The sequence below is a fragment of the Ruegeria sp. AP7 genome (assembly GCF_056539905.1).
Map to the genome: position 1 here is coordinate 702,525 of NZ_JBQFVT010000001.1, position 21,208 is coordinate 723,732.

Annotated in this window: 18 protein-coding genes; 7 read left to right on the forward strand and 11 right to left on the reverse strand. The window is 54.5% G+C overall.

Features of this window, described 5'->3' with window-relative positions; genetic code table 11:
* Positions 1 to 46: 46 nt before the first annotated feature.
* From ACR0KN_RS03460 to iscR, 4 genes are read right to left on the reverse strand one after another with little or no spacing between them, the layout of a single operon-like run.
* Complete coding sequence (locus ACR0KN_RS03460) at positions 47 to 250, reverse strand: hypothetical protein (protein WP_010440204.1); 204 nt, start codon at positions 248 to 250, stop codon at positions 47 to 49.
* On the reverse strand, positions 250 to 1,770 hold the full coding sequence (gene sufB / locus ACR0KN_RS03465) for a Fe-S cluster assembly protein SufB (protein ID WP_480651389.1): 1,521 nt from the start codon (positions 1,768 to 1,770) through the stop codon (positions 250 to 252). Before sufB ends, ACR0KN_RS03460 begins: the two co-directional genes overlap by 1 nt.
* An 18-nt stretch (positions 1,771 to 1,788) precedes the next feature.
* The gene (locus ACR0KN_RS03470; RefSeq protein WP_480651391.1) at positions 1,789 to 2,832 is read right to left on the reverse strand and encodes a cysteine desulfurase family protein; all 1,044 of its coding nucleotides are present in this window, start codon (positions 2,830 to 2,832) and stop codon (positions 1,789 to 1,791) included.
* A 54-nt stretch (positions 2,833 to 2,886) separates the two neighbouring features.
* Positions 2,887 to 3,345 (reverse strand): Fe-S cluster assembly transcriptional regulator IscR, encoded by a 459-nt coding sequence (gene iscR / locus ACR0KN_RS03475; protein WP_010440207.1) that lies wholly within the window; start codon positions 3,343 to 3,345, stop codon positions 2,887 to 2,889.
* A gap of 176 nt (positions 3,346 to 3,521) precedes the next feature.
* Here iscR and ACR0KN_RS03480 point away from each other — a divergent pair, with 176 nt between their 5' ends.
* The 5 genes from ACR0KN_RS03480 (at position 3,522) to ACR0KN_RS03500 (ending at position 7,832) form a co-directional block, all read left to right on the forward strand.
* Entirely contained in the window at positions 3,522 to 4,175 is a 654-nt protein-coding gene (locus ACR0KN_RS03480; RefSeq protein WP_010440208.1) for an alpha/beta hydrolase, read from the forward strand.
* Entirely contained in the window at positions 4,175 to 4,420 is a 246-nt protein-coding gene (locus ACR0KN_RS03485) for a hypothetical protein (protein ID WP_010440209.1), read from the forward strand. Before ACR0KN_RS03480 ends, ACR0KN_RS03485 begins: the two co-directional genes overlap by 1 nt.
* A 354-nt stretch (positions 4,421 to 4,774) precedes the next feature.
* Complete coding sequence (locus ACR0KN_RS03490; RefSeq protein ID WP_010440210.1) at positions 4,775 to 5,149, forward strand: DMT family transporter; 375 nt, start codon at positions 4,775 to 4,777, stop codon at positions 5,147 to 5,149.
* A 77-nt stretch (positions 5,150 to 5,226) separates the two neighbouring features.
* The gene (gene typA, locus ACR0KN_RS03495) at positions 5,227 to 7,044 is read left to right on the forward strand and encodes a translational GTPase TypA (RefSeq protein WP_480651395.1); all 1,818 of its coding nucleotides are present in this window, start codon (positions 5,227 to 5,229) and stop codon (positions 7,042 to 7,044) included.
* Positions 7,045 to 7,415: 371 nt separating this feature from the next.
* The gene (locus tag ACR0KN_RS03500) at positions 7,416 to 7,832 is read left to right on the forward strand and encodes a hypothetical protein (RefSeq protein ID WP_480651396.1); all 417 of its coding nucleotides are present in this window, start codon (positions 7,416 to 7,418) and stop codon (positions 7,830 to 7,832) included.
* A gap of 54 nt (positions 7,833 to 7,886) precedes the next feature.
* Here ACR0KN_RS03500 and ACR0KN_RS03505 read toward each other — a convergent pair whose 3' ends face one another.
* The 4 genes from ACR0KN_RS03505 to recA form a co-directional block, all read right to left on the reverse strand.
* Entirely contained in the window at positions 7,887 to 8,507 is a 621-nt protein-coding gene (locus tag ACR0KN_RS03505) for a transglutaminase-like cysteine peptidase (protein WP_480651398.1), read from the reverse strand.
* Positions 8,508 to 8,860: 353 nt separating this feature from the next.
* Positions 8,861 to 9,148: a DUF1330 domain-containing protein gene (locus ACR0KN_RS03510; protein ID WP_010440216.1), complete on the reverse strand. Its 288-nt coding sequence runs from the start codon at positions 9,146 to 9,148 to the stop codon at positions 8,861 to 8,863.
* 1 nt (position 9,149) lies between these two features.
* Positions 9,150 to 11,819, reverse strand: a complete 2,670-nt coding sequence (gene alaS, locus ACR0KN_RS03515) for an alanine--tRNA ligase (RefSeq protein ID WP_480651401.1) — start codon at positions 11,817 to 11,819, stop codon at positions 9,150 to 9,152.
* 179 nt (positions 11,820 to 11,998) lie between these two features.
* Positions 11,999 to 13,063, reverse strand: a complete 1,065-nt coding sequence (gene recA / locus ACR0KN_RS03520; RefSeq protein ID WP_010440218.1) for a recombinase RecA — start codon at positions 13,061 to 13,063, stop codon at positions 11,999 to 12,001.
* Positions 13,064 to 13,253: 190 nt separating this feature from the next.
* Here recA and ACR0KN_RS03525 point away from each other — a divergent pair, with 190 nt between their 5' ends.
* Positions 13,254 to 13,847 carry a gamma-glutamyl kinase gene (locus tag ACR0KN_RS03525; protein WP_480651403.1) on the forward strand — a complete coding sequence of 198 codons (594 nt, stop codon included), beginning with the start codon at positions 13,254 to 13,256 and terminating at the stop codon, positions 13,845 to 13,847.
* Between the two features lie 5 nt (positions 13,848 to 13,852).
* On the opposite strand, the gene ACR0KN_RS03530 is transcribed toward ACR0KN_RS03525, so the two are convergent.
* From ACR0KN_RS03530 to guaB, 3 genes are all read right to left on the reverse strand, one after another.
* Positions 13,853 to 16,159 carry an ATP-binding protein gene (locus ACR0KN_RS03530; RefSeq protein WP_480651405.1) on the reverse strand — a complete coding sequence of 769 codons (2,307 nt, stop codon included), beginning with the start codon at positions 16,157 to 16,159 and terminating at the stop codon, positions 13,853 to 13,855.
* 104 nt (positions 16,160 to 16,263) lie between these two features.
* On the reverse strand, positions 16,264 to 17,427 hold the full coding sequence (locus ACR0KN_RS03535; protein ID WP_480651407.1) for an RsmB/NOP family class I SAM-dependent RNA methyltransferase: 1,164 nt from the start codon (positions 17,425 to 17,427) through the stop codon (positions 16,264 to 16,266).
* Between the two features lie 59 nt (positions 17,428 to 17,486).
* On the reverse strand, positions 17,487 to 18,935 hold the full coding sequence (gene guaB, locus ACR0KN_RS03540) for an IMP dehydrogenase (protein WP_480651409.1): 1,449 nt from the start codon (positions 18,933 to 18,935) through the stop codon (positions 17,487 to 17,489).
* Between the two features lie 215 nt (positions 18,936 to 19,150).
* Here guaB and ACR0KN_RS03545 point away from each other — a divergent pair, with 215 nt between their 5' ends.
* Positions 19,151 to 21,196: an ASKHA domain-containing protein gene (locus tag ACR0KN_RS03545; protein WP_480651411.1), complete on the forward strand. Its 2,046-nt coding sequence runs from the start codon at positions 19,151 to 19,153 to the stop codon at positions 21,194 to 21,196.
* Positions 21,197 to 21,208 lie beyond the last annotated feature (12 nt).

Sequence of the window (21,208 nt, forward strand, 5' to 3'; positions counted from 1 at the left end):
TCCTTTTGCATCTCGCAAGGGGCGCAGATTGGCCCCAGATAATTATCTATCCCAGCACCTTGCGGATCACACGAGCGATGATCCAACCCAGCAGCGCGCCTCCGCCCACTGCCCAGACCGGGTTGATGAAGTCCATGTATTTCGTGTTGACGTAAGCCACCCCCAACAGGCCGCCGATCACCGGCAGCGCGTAGCCAAGCGCTGTCAGCACATCATCCTTGCGGATACGTTGTTGTGGCTTTGGCGTCATCAGCCGACCGATCCCTCTAGGCTGATCGCCACCAATTGCTGCGCCTCCATCGCGAATTCCATCGGCAATGCCTGCAACACGTCCTTGCAGAACCCATTGACAACAAGCGCCACAGCCTCTTCCTCGTCCATGCCGCGCTGACGGCAATAGAACAGCTGATCGTCATCCACCTTGGATGTCGTCGCCTCATGCTCGACACGGGACGAGTTGTTCTTCACCTCGATATACGGAACCGTATGCGCCCCGCACTTGTCGCCAATCAGCAAGCTGTCGCATTGCGTATAATTGCGGCTGTCCTTGGCCTTGGGGTGCATCGAGACCAGTCCGCGATAGGTATTCTGCGCCTTACCCGCACTGATGCCTTTCGACACGATCCGCGACTTGGTATTCTTGCCCAGATGAACCATCTTCGTGCCAGTATCGGCCTGCTGCATGTTGTTCGTGATCGCGATCGAGTAGAACTCACCCTGGCTGTCATTGCCACGCAGGATACAGGACGGGTATTTCCATGTGACCGCGGAACCGGTTTCAACCTGCGTCCACATCACCTTGGAGCGATCACCGCGGCAATCGGCGCGCTTGGTCACGAAGTTGTAGATACCACCTTTTCCGTTCTCATCACCGGGGAACCAGTTTTGAACGGTCGAATACTTCACCTCGGCATCTTCTTCGATGATGATTTCCACCACGGCCGCGTGCAACTGTGCAGTGTCGCGCTGCGGTGCAGTACAACCTTCCAAGTAACTGACATAACTGCCCTTGTCGGCAATGATCAGCGTCCGTTCGAACTGTCCCGTATTTTCCGCGTTGATGCGGAAATAGGTGCTCAATTCCATTGGACAGCGGACACCCGGTGGCACATAGACAAACGAACCATCCGAAAACACAGCGGAGTTCAGAGTGGCATAGAAATTGTCGGATACCGGAACCACGGTTCCGAGATATTTCTTCACCAGTTCCGGATGCTCTCGAATCGCCTCGGAAATCGAGCAGAAGATAACACCCGCTTTTTTCAGCTCTTCCTGGAAAGTCGTACCAACCGAAACCGAGTCAAACACCGCATCGACGGCGACCTTGCGCCCCTCGGCTGGCGCATCTTCGGCACCTTCAACTCCGGCAAGAATCATCTGTTCTTTCAGAGGGATACCCAGTTTCTCGTATGTCGCAAGCAGCTTGGGGTCGACCTCATCCAAGGATTTGGGTTTCTCTTCCATCGATTTCGGACGGGCATAGTAATACTGGTCCTGAAAATCGATTTCGGGATAACTGACCATGGCCCAGTTCGGTTCTTCCATCTTGGTCCAGCGTTCGAACGCAGCGAGACGCCACTCGGTCATCCACTCGGGCTCATCATTCTTGCCTGAAATCAGCTTGACGATATCGGGGTTTACCCCCTTCGGGGCGTACTCCATCTCGATTTCAGTTTCCCAGCCGTATTTGTAGGTTCCAACCTCGCGTACCGCATCCACGGTTTCCTGATCGACACCTTCTTTTACCTGGGTCTGGTCCAAAGCGGCCATAAGACACCCTCCGTCAGATCACGCGGCGCGCGCGCGATGCTTTTTCTCTTTCTCAAGCCACGTTTCCGCAAAACGCAGCACATTCTCTTCCGTCGTCTCGGGACCAAGCGATACGCGTATCGCACTGGCCGCCGCGTATTCATCAAATCCCATGGCCGTCAGCACAGCACTGGCGCGCACTTTGCCACTGGAGCAGGCTGAGCCTGCACTGATCGCAAATCCTGACAAATCCATCTGCATGACCTGGGTTTCTCCCTTCCAGCCCGGAGTGGCAAAGCACAACGTGTTGGGGAGTCGCTCCTGATCTTTCCCGACAAAAATAGTAGATTTCGATCCGGCCTCAAGAGCGTTTTCTAGAATATTTCTAAGTTCACGAACTTTTTCCCAGACACCATTTGCAAGATCGCGGGATGCAGCTTCAGCAGCCGCGCCGAAACCCGCGATTCCGATAACATTTTCAGTGCCCGAGCGACGACCCATCTCCTGCCCGCCACCTTTGATTTGCGCGGCCAAATCCGTGCCGCGTTTCATCACCAACGCACCGATCCCTTTGGGACCGCCCAGTTTATGTGCAGAAATCAACGCCATTTCCGCGCCCAGCCAGTTGAAGGCGACAGGTAACTTTCCAAACGCCTGAGTGGCGTCAGTTACAGCCAAATCAGACGGGAGAGATTGAACGATGCCCGTCTCGGAGTTAGCAAGTTGCAATGCAGTTAAGACGGGATCTGAAACCGTAACTTGCCCGTCTTTCGACACTGGTAAAACTTCATTGGCCCAAGCACGTACCGCATCATGCTCGATCGCGGCCCCCAGCAGACCACGTCCTGACATTGCCAACGCCGCCGCTTCGGTAGCGCCCGAGGTAAACACGATGTCAGCGCCATCCGCCCCAAATGCGGTGGCAATCTGTGCGCGTGCTTTCTCGACTAACGCCTTTGCGGCACGACCCTCGGCGTGAACGGATGACGGATTGCCGGCCAGATCCATCGCGGCAATCATTGCAGCGCGGGCTTCGGGCCTTAATGGAGCCGTCGCATTATGATCGAGATAAACCCGTTTCATAGATACATCTTTTCAAACTTGGATTCCTGTGGAACGAAAATCTGTTTCATCAGCTCAGTCGTCCACGACCGCAAACAAGTTTGGAACTGCCGGGCAAGGTGCCAGATCATTTCGGATCACATCCGACAACCGCGTTTGATGCAGGAACACATATACATGTGCGCTCAGGCTTTCCCACAAGCGATTGGTCAGGGATTGCGCCCGACTGCCGGACGAAGCACCCGATGCCCCCGCCCCTTTGTGCATCGCATCGACGGTTTCATCGACCGCAGCCAAAATCTCAACCACTCGAATTTCGGATGCAGGGCGCGCAAGACGATAACCTCCACCCGGACCCCGAACCGAGCTGACCAACTCAGCACGACGCAGTTTTACAAAAAGCTGTTCCAGATAAGGAAGAGAAATATCCTGGCGCTCGGAAATCTCACCAAGTGTAACAAGCTTGTCAGAGGATTGCAGAGCAATATCCGCCAGAGCAACCATCGCATAGCGTCCTTTGGTCGACAGCTTCATTTGAATTCCTTAAGGCAAGAACCGCGAAAACATTGACGCCGCCGCAGCCAGTGCGTATCTCCCACTGACAGCGTTTTCACGCGACACAATGTAATTAGAACCGTTCTAAGGTACCTGACGATTACCGTCAAGATAATCTCGGGACCGAGGCGTCAAAAAACAGGACTAAAGCACACATGCCCGAGGTGATTTTTCCCGGACCCGAAGGCCGCCTGGAAGGCCGCTACCACCCGCAAAAGGAAAAAGACGCACCGATCGCAATCGTGCTGCATCCGCACCCTCAATTTGGCGGGACCATGAATAACAAGGTGGTCTACAACCTGCACTATGCCTTCTACAACATGGGCTTCACAGTTCTGCGCTTTAACTTCCGTGGCGTAGGCCGCAGCCAAGGCGAATATGATCAGGGTGTTGGCGAGCTTAGCGATGCCGCGTCGGCGCTGGATTATCTTCAGTCCATGAACAACAACTCCAAGCATTGCTGGGTTGCAGGATTCTCATTCGGCGCCTGGATCGGAATGCAACTGCTGATGCGTCGTCCCGAGATCACCGGCTTTATTAGCGTGTCACCCCCGGCGAACATGTATGATTTTTCTTTCCTAGCCCCCTGCCCGTCTTCCGGCCTGATCATCAACGGGTCGTCAGACCGCGTTGCACCCCCTGCGGATACCACTTCGCTGGTTAGCAAACTGCACGAGCAAAAAGGGATCACAATCACGCATCACGAGGTTGAAGGCGCGGATCACTTCTTCCAGGATCGCCACATGGACACGCTGATGACCGACGTGACGGATTATGTGAAGCGTCGCCTGACCGAGAATACGCGCTGATGTCTGATACCATCACCACCCTTGCCTCGAGATTGGCAGAGGATACGATGAAGGTCATGGACGAAACCGGTGAGGATCGGTTTTATGTGGAGGTCGGCGAGCTTTTGGGCGCGTCATCTCAGACGCTGGAAGAAGCGTTTTTGACCGAAGTTCGGGTACGGCTCGCAGAACGCAAGGCCCGTAAGTTTGTGGTCAAGAAATTGTCCGATCATCGCTCAAAACTCAAAGCGATCGAGAAGCAGTAAGAATTGAATGCAATCTTGTTGCGAACAAAAGAAAAGGAGCCCGAAAGCTCCTTTTCGTCAGATCGTTCGGTGGGCGCCTAAACTGGAATACCCTTTAACCGCTCAACATTCTGGGCTGCATCAATGTCGACGGACCCCCCGTCTGCAAGCCACCCTAGCGCTACGATCAACACCGAAACGATAATGACTGATTTTGCAAATGTCGTCATTCAATCAAACTCGTTAAAAACTAACTAAAACACCCAACCCACTATCATGCCTCAGGAATATCGAATAGTCAGGTTTACCTGACCTGTGGTAAAGTCACTCTTTATTCTGCGCCGTCAGAATCCTCTTGCCCGGCAATAGCCAACTATGGTCAACCTTCCGCGACACTTCGGAAAGGCATCAATCTTGCCCAAAACATATTTCATTCTGCTGCTGGCGGTCATTGCGGAAACCATCGGGACCACTGCACTGCAAGCCAGCCATCAGTTCACCCGCTTTTGGCCCTCTGCCCTAGTGGTCGTTGGCTATGGCAGCGCATTCTATCTTATGGCGCTCACTCTGAAAGTGATGCCTGTCGGGATTGTCTATGCAATCTGGTCGGGACTTGGGATTTTCCTAATAGCACTGATTGGTTTTCTGGTATTTGGTCAGAAACTCGACTGGCCGGCGATCCTGGGGCTTGTTCTGATACTGTCTGGAATTCTGATCATTCACCTGTTTTCTTCGACCGCGGGTCACTGAACGCCGGTTAGGGCTGGTATATTTTGTCGCGCCGCGTTATGCGCCGGGCCAACTTCCCGTTCAAAGGTTGACCTCTCATGGACCTGCGCAATATCGCAATCATCGCTCACGTGGACCACGGTAAAACGACCCTGGTGGATGAGCTTCTTAAACAATCCGGCGCTTTCCGCGAGAATCAGGCCGTTGCCGAGCGCGCAATGGACAGCAATGATCTGGAACGGGAACGTGGCATCACCATTCTGGCCAAGGCGACTTCGGTCGAATGGAAAGACACTCGTATCAATATCGTCGACACCCCCGGCCACGCCGATTTCGGAGGCGAGGTCGAACGCATCCTCAGCATGGTCGACGGTGTTGTTCTTCTGGTCGACGCCGCCGAAGGTCCCATGCCGCAAACCAAGTTCGTGACCTCCAAGGCGCTGGCATTGGGACTGCGTCCCATCGTTGTATTGAATAAGGTCGACAAACCGGATGCCGAACCAGATCGCGCGCTGGACGAATGTTTTGACCTGTTCGCCAACCTTGGTGCTGACGACGATCAGCTTGATTTTCCCGCCATGTATGCCTCGGGCCGTTCAGGTTGGGCAGATATGGAACTGGACGGACCGCGCAAAGATCTGACTGCCCTTTTCGATCTGATCGTCGATCACGTCCCCGCCCCCAAGCAAATTGAGAAAAAAGACGAGCCGTTCCGAATGCTTGCCACCACGCTTGGCAGCGATCCTTTCATCGGCCGCATCCTTACCGGTCGTGTCGAGAGCGGAACGTTGAAAGCGGGTGACAGCCTCAGGGCGCTCAGCCGTGACGGAACATTGATCGAGAATTTCCGTGCGACAAAGATTCTCGCGTTCCGTGGTCTCGCACAACAGCCTATCGATGTGGCCGAAGCCGGGGACATCGTCACCATAGCGGGAATGAGCAAAGCCACGGTTGCGGATTCTTTGGTTGCTCCGCAAGTAAACGAGGCTTTGCCCGCTCAGCCGATAGATCCACCAACGATCACCGTCACCTTCGGCATCAATGATTCTCCGCTTGCAGGCCGAGACGGTAAAAAGGTTCAGTCCCGCGTCATTCGTGATCGTCTAATGAAGGAGGCTGAATCAAATGTCGCGATCCGCATTAGCGATACACCCGGAGGTGAAGCCTTTGAGGTCGCTGGCCGTGGCGAACTCCAGATGGGCGTTCTGATCGAGAATATGCGCCGCGAAGGGTTCGAACTCAGCATCTCGCGCCCGCAGGTTTTGTTCCGCGACGAAGACGGTCAACGCCTTGAGCCCATCGAAGAAGTCACCATCGATGTCGATGACGAATTCTCGGGCTCGGTGATCGAGAAGATCACCGGAGCACGCAAAGGTGAACTGGTCGAGATGCGCCCCGCAGGAGTTGGCAAAACCCGCATCATTGCCCATGTCCCATCACGCGGCCTGATCGGATATCACGGCGAGTTTCTGACCGACACGCGCGGGACCGGTGTTCTGAACCGCGTTTTCCATGGATGGGCTGCCCACAAGGGATCGATCCCCGGTCGTCGTGCAGGCGTCTTGATCTCAATGGAAAAAGGCCAGGCCGTCGCCTACGCCTTGTGGAACCTGGAGGAACGCGGACGCATGTTCGTGGGGCCGCAAACCGATGTCTATCAAGGCATGGTGATCGGTGAACATTCTCGTGACAACGATCTGGAAGTGAACCCGCTTAAAGGCAAGAAGCTGACCAACGTACGCGCCAGCGGATCGGATGACGCGGTACGCCTGACGCCTCACCTAAAATTCTCTTTGGAAGAGGCGATCGCGTATATCGACGATGACGAACTGGTTGAGGTGACGCCAAATGCGATCCGGCTTCGTAAACGCTATCTGGATCCACATGAGCGGAAGAGAATGGCACGATCTGCGTAGGTCCTGCAGTAACTCAGTTCACACATACGCAACAATGACCCATTCGTGGCAAATTTGCGTCAATATGGAAATAGTCCAGAAATCTAGAGCCCGCCAATTTGGCGGGCTTTCTATTTGTTTTTAAACGCCTTTCACGGAAATAAGCCAATATTGATCCATGTACACTCATCATTGGCCGCTTGAAAATAAGGCCCAAAAAGGAGATTTTGTGTTCAAAGTGTGGAGCCGCACGAGTATACGGCGAGTTAGTTAATGAGTATCCAAGGAGAAATGCCATGCGCATTAATTCCAAACTGTTTTCGATAGTATTTGTTGCTTCTACATTCCCATTAATATCTGCTGGTACTGCGCAGGCATCTGAAATGTGTACTGTGAAGACCGCAAAGCAATCCCTGTCCTCTAACACCCTTTGCGCCTGCGACGTCGTAAGCTCGCGCATGGTGCGCTATATCCAACGGCGCGCCGATTTCGAGAGCATCCTCGAGCAGACGCTGCTTGATTGCCCTGCCTTTGCCTCGGTACTAACTGACTTGCCGACAGCTTCCGTCGGGTTTGCCGAGCAGAGAAATGGCGATGGCAATGATGATGAGAATAGTGGTGGCGGGTTCAATGAGCCACCTTCCACTCCAGAGCCAGAACCTGAACCAAAATCTGAGCCAAAACCGTCAACTCCTGACCCGACCCCAACAGGAGGCGGAGGACCAGGTTCGGAAACACCTAAAGGTGGCGGTGGTCCGGGTTCAGAAACACCGAAGGAAACACCAACGGATAATGGAGCTAAAACCTAGAGGATAATAGTAGGGATAGGAGATACGAATAGTATTCTTTCTGTGTAGTGTTCCCTATCCCTGACCGTAGATACCTACCCAGTTGCGTGGTTGCCTTGGGTCCTGCATCCGCAGAAACAAATACCGCGTAGCGGACCATAGCTTTACCTGGTTCGTCAGGTTATCCAGCACCAAATCACCCTGATTTGATCGATATACCAATACGGCGTGAGAGTTTCGGCGCGTATCCAGTACGGTCGCGATCAATAGTTTGCGGGGATCGATTCCTGCATTGATCAAATCACGCTTTTTAAGCAGGGCAAAATCTTCACAATCCCCGCCAAGAGATGTCGGCAGGGCCCACAACTCGCGGATCTTGTACTGCCTTTGGTCGGTGACCTCTCGCGTCGACACATTTACGCGTCGGTTGATCTGTTTAACGAGCTTCAGTTCTTGTGCGCTGGAAAGGGATGCCGCTCCTTTTTGAGCACAAGCCCAAGAATACTGACGACACAACTGCCGTGCCCCTGTCGGCGGAGGTGAGGCGGCAACACTTTGAATAAATGCGGCATCACGCGCTGACACAGCTGATCCAATCATCATTGAACCAGCCATGATGACCACTATACCAAAATGGTTGATTAACCCTAAGGTTCGCTCAACAACACTATTCAGTTTGGTGCCAACGGTTGTCATGATTTTCCTTTAGTTTCCAGTTCAAACCAATGATTGGCACCATTCACATTAGCATATTAAACAGGAAACATCCGAAAACTGCTATGTTTGTGCAACCACTTGGCAAGTTGAGCGGGAAAAACGGCAGAAATTCGTCAACTTTCATGACCATTTCAGCACAAGATCATGGCAAACACTGCCATAATTGATAGCCGACTAAGTAATAGAGAGCTGGAAAATCCAACAATGACACTGAAATATGCGGCAATTGTTGTTACAGACCTATACTTCGACAACCTTCTAAAAAATCAAACCCGGCCCAAAGCTGGGCCGGGTCAATGCTCATTCGCGCGGGAGGCAGAATCAGAAAACTGTTATTCGGTAATTTCGACTACAACCAGCTCACGTTCGCTGGCGCCTCGGGCATGATCCAGTGCTTGTTGGTAAGCGGGCGAATTATAGCATTCAACAGCAGCTTCAACCGAGGGGAAGCGGGCGACCACATTACGCGGACGTTCCTTGCCTTCCAACTGCACGTACCGCGCGGCACGGGCTATGAACTCACCGCCATGGGCGGCGATCGCGGGACCTGCCAGCTCGGCGTATTTTCCGTATGCATCGGCATCAGTCACAGTGACATGAGCAATCCAGAGTGCAGGCATCTTATCCTCCCAAAACCTGTTCTGCGGCTTTTATGGCTGCTTCAACGTTCGAGGCATCTTTGCCTCCGCCTTGTGCCATGTCAGCCCGACCACCACCACCCTTGCCGCCAAGTTCGGCAACGGCAGCGCGAACCAGATCAACGGCCGAAACTTTGTCAGTCAGATCTGGTGTAACACCGGCGGCGACGGCAGCTTTTCCACCTGTATCTGCGATTAACAACACAGCACCTGAACCCAACCGGTTCTTGTGCTCATCGATCAGCGTTGGCAGGTCCTTTCCGGACACGCCGGTCAGTGATTGGGCGAGGAAGGCCATACCATTGACCTCTTTTGCTTCAGAGCCACCCTGCCCTGCGCCACCAGCCATCGCCAGATCACGGCGCAGTTGAGCAACTTCGTTTTGAAGCGATTTGCGCTCATCCATCAGCGATTTCACACGCGCAACAACGTCATCAGGCTGTGCTTTCAACTCCAAAGCAATAGCGCCGAGACGCTGATCCTGAGCCGACAGGTGATTGAAAGCTTCATCCCCAGTAAGCGCCTCAATCCTGCGCACACCTGCGCTGCTGGCACTGTCGCCGAGAAGGACAAACGTACCTATGTCACCTGTCTGGCGCACATGGGTGCCGCCACACAATTCGATCGACCAGGTCTCACCATCCTGCCCTTTGCCGGTAGGTGCCTTACCCATCGACACGACACGGACCTCATCACCGTATTTCTCGCCAAACAGCGCCTGTGCACCCAGCGCACGGGCATCGTCTGGCGTCATGATACGCGTCTCGACAGCCGAGTTCTGGCGAATAAAGGCATTCACCTCACGCTCGACCTTTTGAATCTCTTCCCGCGTCAAAGCCTTTGAGTGGCTGAAATCAAACCGCAATCGGTCGGATGCATTTAATGAGCCGCGCTGAGCCACATGATCACCCAGCGTTTCACGAAGGGCTTCGTGCAACAGGTGCGTCGCTGAATGGTTTGCGCGAATGGCCGTACGTCTTGCGTGATCGACTTCAAGCTCAACAGCGTCACCTGTCGAGATCGATCCATGATCAACTGTCACCTTGTGTGCATAGACCTTGCCATCGGCAAATTTTCTGGTGTCTACAACACGGGAAATGTCATTTCGTTCATCGAGCCTGCGGATTTCACCTGTATCGCCAACCTGACCACCGGCTTCACCATAAAACGGCGTCTGGTTAACCACGACCCAGCCACTGCCGCCTTTCTCAATACTATCGACCAAGGCACCATCGACTACCAGTGCAGCCACCTGACCTTCGGCTTTTTCCGTGTCGTAACCAAGGAAATCGGTAGCACCGGCGGAGTCTAACACATCGAACCATACGACCTGATCAGCTGCTTCGCCAGAACCAGCCCAAGCAGCGCGCGCCTTTGCTTTTTGTTCGGCCATAGCGGCATCAAACCCGTCAGTGTCTAGTGTACGTCCTTTCTCGCGCAGCGCATCCTGAGTAAGATCCAGCGGGAAACCGTATGTGTCATAAAGCTTGAATGCCGCATCGCCCGGCAGCGGATCACCTTCCGACAAACCAGAGACCTCGTCATCAAGCAGTTTCAAGCCGCGATCCAAGGTTTGTTTGAACCGCGTTTCCTCCAGAAGCAATGTCTCTTCAATCAGAGGCTGCGCCTGACCAAGTTCGGTGTATTGCGCGCCCATCAGTTGAACCAGAGTTGGCACCAAACGGTGCATCACCGGATCTTTCGCGCCCAACAAATGTGCATGGCGCATCGCACGACGCATGATACGACGGAGAACATATCCACGCCCATCATTTGACGGCATCACCCCATCAGCGATCAGGAAAGATGTCGAACGCAGGTGATCCGCAATCACACGGTGATGCACATTCTGATCCCCATAAGGATCAACTCCGGTGGCCTCTGCGGAAGCCTCGATCAGTGTTTTGAACAGATCAGTGTCGTAGTTGTCATGACTGCCCTGAAGCAAGGCACCAATACGTTCCAGTCCCATGCCAGTATCGATCGACTGCATATCGAGCTCGACCATCGAGCCGTCTTCAAACTGCTCGTTTTGCATGAAAACGATGTTCCAGATTTCGATGAACCGGTCGCCATCTTCTTCGGCGGAACCCGGAGGGCCACCCCAGATGTGATCGCCGTGATCATAGAATATCTCGGTACACGGGCCACATGGCCCGGTTGGACCCATCTGCCAGAAGTTGTCATTGGTGGCGATGCGAATGATCCGGTCTTCGGGAACTCCTACCTTCTTCCAAATTTCAAAGGCTTCGTCATCAGTATGGTAGACCGTCGCCAGCAGGCGGTTCTTGTCGATCCCAAATTCTTTGGTGATCAGCTCCCAGGCGAATGGGATTGCTTCCGGCTTGAAGTAATCTCCAAACGAGAAATTTCCCAGCATTTCAAAGAACGTATGATGGCGCGCGGTATAGCCCACGTTATCCAGATCATTATGTTTGCCACCTGCGCGCACACATTTCTGCGCTGTGGTTGCACGATGATAATCGCGGGTTTCTACGCCGGTAAACAGGTTCTTGAATTGAACCATACCTGAGTTCACGAACATCAACGTCGGATCATTGCGCGGCACCAATGGGCTGGACGCAACCACTTCGTGGCCTTGCTTGGCAAAGTAGTTCAGAAAGGTCGAGCGGATATCATTCAGCGTGGGCATTTGGGCTCTCTCAACGCGCATTCATAATTGTCTGCGAAGGTTTAGCCCTCTGTCCGAAGAGTGTCCACAGCATTGGACGACCCAAACGAAACAAGGCCGCCCCCTTGAGCCGCCCCGTTCCAGGTATTCTCAACACTATCGGAGTGCCGGAGGATTTATGCTGATGCCGTCAGAGTGCATTACGCTTCGAGGATATCATCCTCTTCCGCCTCGGGGGGCATTTCAAAATCCAGACCGTGGGCCGCGCGAATCTTATCTTCGATCTCCAACGCGGCGCGGGAATTGTCACGCAGATATTGCTTGGCGTTTTCGCGCCCCTGCCCGATCCGTTCGTCGCCATAGCTGAACCATGAACCTGACTTTTCAACCACTCCGGCTTTAACGCCCAGATCCAGCAATTCGCCCATCTTGCTGATGCCCTCGCCATACATGATGTCAAATTCGACCTGCTTGAACGGCGGCGCCACCTTGTTCTTCACAACCTTGACGCGGGTCTGGTTGCCGACCACCTCGTCGCGATCCTTGATCGCGCCGATGCGGCGGATATCCAGACGGACCGAGCTGTAGAACTTCAGTGCGTTGCCACCAGTCGTGGTTTCCGGGCTGCCAAACATCACGCCGATCTTCATCCTGATCTGGTTGATGAAGATCACCATGCAGTTCGAGCGATTGATCGAGCCGGTCAGTTTGCGCATTGCCTGGCTCATCAGCCGGGCCTGAACGCCCACGCTGCTATCGCCCATGTCGCCTTCCAACTCGGATTTCGGCGTCAGGGCCGCAACCGAGTCGACCACAACCATGTTCACCGCACCAGAGCGCACCAACGTATCAGTGATCTCAAGCGCCTGTTCACCAGTATCGGGCTGCGAAATCAGCAGTTCATCCAGATCAACACCCAACTTGCGGGCATATTGCGGGTCAAGCGCATGTTCTGCGTCTACAAAAGCGCAAACACCGCCACGTTTTTGCTGTTCAGCAATGCAATGCAGTGTCAGCGTGGTTTTACCCGAACTTTCAGGCCCGTAGATTTCAACAATCCGCCCCATCGGTAGACCACCGATACCCAACGCAATATCCAGGCCCAGTGAGCCGGTCGAGCTTGCCTCGATATCCTGCTTGGAATCCTCGCCCAACTTCATGATCGAGCCCTTGCCGAACTGCCGTTCGATCTGAGCCAATGCGCTGTCGAGCGCCTTTTGCTTGTCTGCGTTTTTCTTGTCGCTCATCGTCAGAAGATCCGCCATTGTCCTGTCACTATCCCTTTTGTCACACCCTTTGACGGGCGGCAATCGCTGCTTTGTTCGCCTCTTGTTCCTTATGGGACCAAAAAGAGAACATTTCAACTAAAACTTATGAAATTCAGTCTTAGACAATTGTGTTAAAGAGTCGTTTACGACAATCTGCCAATCGAAAAGCGTTGTAGAGAAAAGATAAATGCTTGTTTTTTATGAAGAGCGTCTCGCGCTTTTGTCCGTCCCCAAAACCGGAAGCACAGCCTACCAATCTGCTCTGAAAGACCGTGCCGATATCGTTGTCTCAGGTCCAACTGAATTAAAACACGCAAACATGCGCCGCTTTGACCGGTTCTATCAAACCATGTTCAAGAAGCTGTTTGACACTGAAATGGAGGTTATGGCCGTCGTCCGAGATCCCATCGACTGGTTAGGAAGTTGGTATCGATATCGCACGCGGCAGGAATTGAACAATCATCCACACTCTACTCAGGGTCTTGATTTTGAGGCATTTGTAGTTGCCTATATGCAGAAATCCCCTCCGGCCTGTGCGGATGTCGGACGCCAGAGCGAATTCCTAATGCCCCGCAGCAATGGTGCCGGAGTGAGCCACGTGTTTAAGTACGAAAACCAAGGCACGATACTCGATTTCCTACGAAATCGCCTGAACTGCGACATACAGCTTCCGCAAGAGAATGTTTCGCCCAAGCTCAAGCTTGAACTCTCGAAAGACACAGACCAGCAATTTCGCAGCTTATTCGCAGCGGAATTTGCACTGCATCAATCAGCTGAGTAACGGCGTCAGTTGAGTTGCTGAAACACCGCTTCGGTCAACTGCGTCAATGAAAATGGTTTTGGCAGAAAGGTCGAGTTTTCAATCTCGGGACCGGATTCACCAAATGCGCCCTCCGTATAGCCGGACATAAAGACCACCCGGACCTCGGAGCGCGTTTTCATTGCCTCGCGCACCCAGGTCGGACCATCCATGCCAGGCATCACCACATCTGTGACAAAAACGTCGACCGTGAGATTTGGGTCCTCCAACATATGCAGCGCATCCTCGGCTGATTCCGCCTCAAGCACTGTGTACCCCTTCAGACGCAGCGCACGCGTGGCAAAAGCGCGGACGGGGGCTTCGTCCTCGACTAACAGAACAACACCTTCACCTTGCCGCGGCTTTTGCTCTTCGGGGGCCTCTGGTGTGATCGGTTCAGATGTCTGCGCCGCAGCACTGACAGGAAGAAGAACGGTAAATTCGGTACCCGTACCCGGTACGCTGTCCACGAAAATGAATCCTCCGGTCTGTTTTACAATGCCGTATACCGTCGAAAGACCCAGACCTGTCCCTTCTCCGGTGCGCTTGGTGGTGTAGAAAGGTTCGAATACCTTTTGCAGCTTGTCCGGAAGGATACCTATGCCGCTGTCTATGACCTTGACCATCACATACTCGCCCGGCAGCACTGTCGCCCTGTCGCGCGAATAGGCCCGCTCTAGATTCAGAACTTCGGTTTCGATCCGAATCTCACCTCCGTCGGGCATCGCATCGCGCGCGTTTACAACCAGATTCATCAACACCTGCTCAAGCTGTCGTTTGTCGGCACAAACCGGCTTGAGCACGGGATCATGGCTGAGCGTCAAGCGGACCTTCTCGCCCACAAGGCGATTCAAAAGGTGGATCAGATCGGAAATCGTGTCTCGCAAATCCAACACCTCGGGCCTGAGGGTTTGCTTTCGCGAAAATGCAAGCAACTGACTGACCAGAGCGGCAGCGCGGTTGGCATTCTGGTTGATTTGTACAAGGTCACCATAATTCGGATCATTTTGGTCGTGGCGCAGCAACAGAAGATCGCAATGCCCTGATATTGCGGTCAGAAGATTGTTAAAATCATGTGCAACCCCACCTGCCAACTGGCCCACGGCCTGCATTTTTTGCCCCTGAACGAACTGCGCCTCAAGCGTTTTTAACTCGGTAGCGTCATTCAGAACTGCGATTAGATTTACCTGACCGTCACTCACAATACGAGACAGCGTGACCTGAACGAACACTTCTTTGTCTTTACGGGTAAGGCGCAGAAACTCTGACTTTGGAGCAGAAGTCTGTTCAACCGTACGAGCGAGCCAATCACGAATGGAATAGCCAAGCCCGTGCATAACCTCGTCAATTCTGGAATTGCACAGCCGAACCTCACCCACCAGTTCGATTGCAAGGTGGTTGGCTTCGATGATCTCACCATCGGGCGCCAATCTCATGATCGGAACCGGCAAATCAGCGAACGAAGTTGCCTCATGTTTTGCACCGCTATCAGTGATCGGGGTCAAAATCAGTTCGCGTGCGATCCCGCTTCGGCGTAACTGAGAAACCAGGACAGTTTTATCACCCTCGGGCGTCACTACTCGAATTGCACTGCCAAGCCCGCCGGGATCGCCCAGCACAGCATTCTCTGGTGATAACTCTGCAAACGTGGCGGGCGTGCGGCCAAAAAATTTTGCAGCTGCATCATTGGTGTTTAGAATAACTTCATTCCGACCAATGGTGATGACCGGTAACCCGACATTTCGCCAAGCTTGCTCCGCCTCTAATGCGAAGCGCCAGAAATACCAATCTTGATCCAGTTTCAATACCGCCACCGGTATGGTTTGACCACGTGTGACTACATCCTCCTCAGCTTTAACCCGCGACCAGAGCTGAGTTTGAAGACGCAGCAGAATCGCCGCCGGATTGGCGAATAGAGATCGCAAAGCGTCATCCAGTTGCTTCTCTGGTATGGCACCAAGGCCGAGGCTGGCCCGCGAATTGACCAAGACAATTCGGCCGTTTTGATCCGTAACGATACAGGCTGCGGTATCTTGTTCCAAAAGCGCTGCAATCACGCCTTTTGTACGCTGCTCAATCTGCTTGGCGATCCAATTGCCTAAGATAGCAAACCCAACAATCGCAAGAAAAGACAGACCGACGGTTGCAACACCAGTGTTCCATTGTTTTGGAAGGACATCCAAGGCTGCAAGCAGGCAGAGAAGAAGGGCAATCAAACCCAAAGACACATAGCGCCCGCGATCAGATACGACCCGATCTGACAAACGGGGAAACGCTTGGGGAACACTGGGCATAAAGCAGCTCTTGTTAAGACATATTTGACCAATATCGGCCCACAATCGTTAATTGCCGCTTAATAAATCAGCGGTGAGAACTCCTTTAAGTTGTTTGATCGGATCTAATTTCTAGTCAAGTGGGCCGAATAAAATCCATCCGCCCCGTGTGAAACCAGCCACGTCTTTCGAAATCCAGACCGCCAATCCGAATGCTCTTGCAGAAAACTGTCCACTATCGCGTCGTTTTCGACAGAAAGCATTGAACATGTGGCATAAGCAATCGTACCTGCGTCTGCGGTCAATGGCGCGACGCTCTTCAAAATCATTGCCTGAATGCGGGTAAGTTCAAGCAAGCGCTCAGGCGTCAGCGCCCATTTCCCCGCGGGCGAACGGCGCCATGATCCGCTTCCAGAACAGGGCGCATCCACCAGAACGATGTCAAAGGGTGCCTGTCCTGATACCTGATCCGACGTCAGCAGTGAAATTTCTGCGCGCGCCCGCTTTGCACGTGCAGGCAAATCTGCCATGCGACCTGGATTGATATCGTGCGCAAATACCTGAACGCCTTCGGCCCTTGCCGCCAAGGCCAAGGCTTTGCCACCACCACCGGCGCAATAGTCCAGAACCCTCATTCCAGGTCGCAAATCCAACGCTGCAGTAACGGCCTGACTGGCGGCGTCCTGCAGCTCGACTAATCCCTCAATATATGGATTGCATTGTGAAATTTTTCGTGCACCAGCGGTGACTTCCAAAGCAGTGTCACACGCTGGATGAGGTTGCGCCACTATGCCTTCATCCGAGAGGCGTTGGATGATTTCAACCAGATCAGCCCGCGACCGGTTTACCCTCAAATGCACCGGGGCCCGCCCCTGCAATGCAGATGCGGCTGCGTTGGCCTCATCTTTCAACGACGCCTTGAATTCGGGCCACAACCAATCAGGGATGTCGAGGGCTTCGGCCTCGGTCTGGAAACCTCGGTCTTTCTCGGCATCTGTTACCGAAGTTGGCGCATATCGCGCGCCCGAGAAGTACTGAGCAAGATCCTGACCCGATGATCGCATCGCTCCGATCATCAAGCCGCGCCCTGTTTCAGCCCCACCACGCGCAGCAAAGGATCGTTTGCAGCGTAACGCATCGAATACGTGATCGCGGATTGCCGCACGATCTTTCGAACCTGCAAACCGACTGCGCCGCGCCCAACCTGTCAACGCTTTCTCGACTGGCGCTCCGGCCAATATCTCATCGAGGATGTCGATCGAGGCCTGAACTCGGGCTGCGGGTGTCATAGCTGGATCCGTTTGACTTTGTCATAAACTTCGATGCACAGATACGAGCACCATAGCGATTACATGATCCGATAGTTCGGGCTTTCGCGCGTAATCTGCACGTCATGCACATGGCTTTCCTTCAGGCCTGCACCAGTGATTTTGACAAAGTTGCAGTTGCGACGCATTTCATCCACCGTTGCGCATCCGGTATAGCCCATCGCTGCGCGCAAGCCGCCAACCAGTTGATGCACAACCGCACTGGCGGACCCTTTGTAGGGTACCTGACCCTCGATCCCCTCGGGTACCAACTTGTCGTTGGCAGCATCCTTCTGAAAATACCGATCCGCCGAGCCGCGCGCCATCGCGCCCAAGCTACCCATGCCGCGATAGGATTTGAACGAACGGCCCTGATACAAGATGACCTCACCCGGACTTTCGTCTGTACCAGCGATCATCGAACCAACCATGGCACAAGATGCGCCCGCCGCGATCGCCTTGGCGAAGTCACCCGAGAATTTGATGCCACCATCAGCAATGACTGGCACGTCACCCGCTGCTGCCGCACAATCCATGATCGCTGTCAGTTGGGGAACCCCGACACCTGCGACCATGCGTGTTGTGCAGATTGAGCCGGGCCCGATGCCCACCTTGATTGCATCAGCGCCTGCATCAATCAGTGCTTTGGTGGCCTCGGCGGTGGCCACGTTGCCAGCAATGATCTGAACCTCGTTCGACAGCGTCTTGGCGCGTTTCACCGCGTCCAGAACCCCCTGCGAATGACCATGCGCGGTATCTACAACAATGATATCTACCCCGGAATCAACCAGCTGCTCAGACCGTTCAAACCCCGCGTCCCCGACAGAGGTCGCTGCCGCCACGCGCAGACGACCCAAACGGTCCTTGCAAGCTGTAGGGTTCAGCACAGCCTGTTCGGTGTCTTTCAGCGTCAGTAAGCCGGTGAGCTTGCCCTCGCCATCGACGACCAGCAGCTTTTCGATCCGACGGGCACGCATCAGGCTTTTGGCTTCTTCCAGATCGGCGGGCTCTTGCAGCATCGCCAGGTTGCCCGAAGTCATCATCGCTTTGATTGGCGTATCGTCCGAGGTCGCAAAGCGCATGTCGCGGTTGGTCACGATCCCCACGACCCGGCCACTTTCGTCAACTACAGGAAAGCCGGTGAAATTATAGCGTTCGACCAGCGCCTGTGCATCAGCCAGCGTCTGATCCGCGCGCAATGTCACAGGATTGTAGACGATCCCGGATTCGAACCGCTTGACGCGCCGCACCTCGCGGGCTTGCTCCTCGACCGACAGGTTCTTGTGCACAACACCGATGCCTCCGGCCTGCGCCATGGCGATGGCCATACGCGCCTCGGTTACCGTGTCCATTGCCGAGCTAAGCAGCGGAATGTTCATGGTGATCTCACGCGTCACGCGCGTGGTGGTATCCGCCGTCGCCGGAAGCACAGAAGATGCGCCCGGAACAAGAAGTACGTCGTCAAAGGTGAGTGCCTCACGAATCTGCATCTGAAAACCCCATGCAAAAGCCCGTTTGACGGTGACCCTATTACATGGATTTCACCCGAGGGAAAGCCCCGAACCCAAGTTGTTTTCCCCTGTGGGCTTCTGCCACGCCCGAAAACGACGCAAGCAATGCAAAACGTGCCGCTGAATGCCCTTTCCCTTTGCGTTCAAACCCATATGTTCGCCGGCATACGCGCGAATACAAAGGCAGGCCATTAATGACCACCGATCCTCTTGTCGTTTTCACTCCGTCCGGCAAACGTGGGCACTTTCCCGTTGGCACGCCAATCCTGACTGCTGCGCGCCAATTGGGCGTCGATCTGGATTCGGTCTGCGGCGGGCGTGGCATCTGTTCGAAATGTCAGATCACCCCCAGCTATGGCGAGTTCCCCAAGCACGGTGTGACGGTTTCCGAGGATGCCCTGAGCGAATGGAACGCCGTCGAGCAGCGCTATGATGACAAGCGCGGCCTGAAACCGGGTCGGCGTCTGGGCTGTCAGGCATCAGTTCAGGGCGATGTAGTGATTGATGTTCCGCCCGAAAGCCAGGTGCACCGTCAGGTCGTCCGCAAGGCCGCTGCTGCACGGGCGATCACCATGGACCCTGCAACACGCCTGTATTTCGTGGTGGTGGAAGAACCCGACATGCACTCGCCCACCGGCGATCTGGAACGGTTGGAGCGCGCCTTGCGCGAGCAGTGGAAGATCGAAGCAGTCACTGCCGACCTGTCCCTTATGTCCAAGCTGCAGCCAGTTCTGCGCAAAGGGAAATGGGAGGTCACGGTCGCCGTTCACAAGGGCCACAAGGATGAAGTGGCGCGCATCGTCGAAATCTGGCCCGGTCTGCACGAACACGGACTCTATGGTTTGGCCATTGACCTCGGCTCGACAACCATTGCGGCACATTTGACCGATCTGGAGACGGGTGAGGTCAAGGCCTCATCGGGTCTGATGAATCCACAAATCCGGTTCGGTGAAGACCTGATGAGTCGCGTCTCATATGCCATGATGAATCCAGGCGGCGACAAAGAAATGACCAAAGCCGTGCGCGAGGCGATTAATGATTTGACAAACTCAATCGCAGATGAGGCCGAGATTGACGCAGCGCTTATTGTTGAAACAGTATTTGTCTGTAACCCGGTGATGCACCATCTACTGCTCGGGCTTGATCCGGTTGAACTCGGCCAGGCTCCATTTGCGTTGGCAACTTCGGAAAGCATGTCCCTGCCCGCGCGAGAAATGGACCTGACCAATATGAACGCGCGTGCGCAAGTCTATATCTTGCCGTGCATCGCAGGCCATGTGGGCGCAGACTGTGGCGCCGTTGCCCTATCTGAAGAACCCGGCAAATCCGAAGACCTCGTGCTGATCGTGGATGTGGGCACCAATGCCGAAATCCTGTTGGGCAACACCCACCGCGTTCTGGCCTGTTCCTCGCCCACTGGACCCGCATTCGAGGGTGCTCAGATCAGTTCGGGCCAGCGCGCGGCCCCCGGCGCGATTGAGCGCATCGAAATCGATCCCGTCACCAAAGAACCGCGTTTCCGCGTGATCGGGTCCGAGAATTGGTCGGACGAAGAGGGCTTTGATCAGGACATCGCAACAACTGGCATCACGGGAATCTGCGGTTCGGGTATTATCGAGGCTGTCGCTGAGATGCGTATCGCTGGCCTGCTGGACGAAAGTGGCCTGATCGGCTCGGCTGAACAGACGGGTACTCCCCGTTGTGTTCCCGAAGGCCGAACAAACTCCTATCTGATCCACGATGCCAGCGCTGAAGGTGGCCCGCGTATCACGGTAACTCAGGGCGATATCCGTGCCATCCAGTTGGCCAAATCCGCGCTTTATGCCGGTGCGCGTCTGTTGATGGACGAGATGGAGGTCGACCGCGTGGACCGCGTGGTACTGGCCGGGGCGTTCGGCGCGCATATCTCGACCAAACACGCGATGGTTCTAGGCATGATTCCCGACGCGCCTCTGGACAAGGTTTCCAGCGCGGGCAATGCCGCGGGTACGGGTGCGCGAATTGCATTGTGCAACATCGGATCGCGGGCCGAGATCGAGCGCGTCGTGCGCGAGATCACCAAGGTCGAAACCGCGATCGAACCCAAGTTCCAAGACCATTTCGTCGCCGCCAACGCGATCCCGCACAAATCCGATCCGTTCCCTGAATTGGCGCAAGTCGTCACCCTGCCCGCTCCGTCCTTCAACACCGGCGGCGGAGACGATGAAAAGTCTGGTCGTCGCCGCCGCAGGAGGTCATAGTCCCTTCAAAAC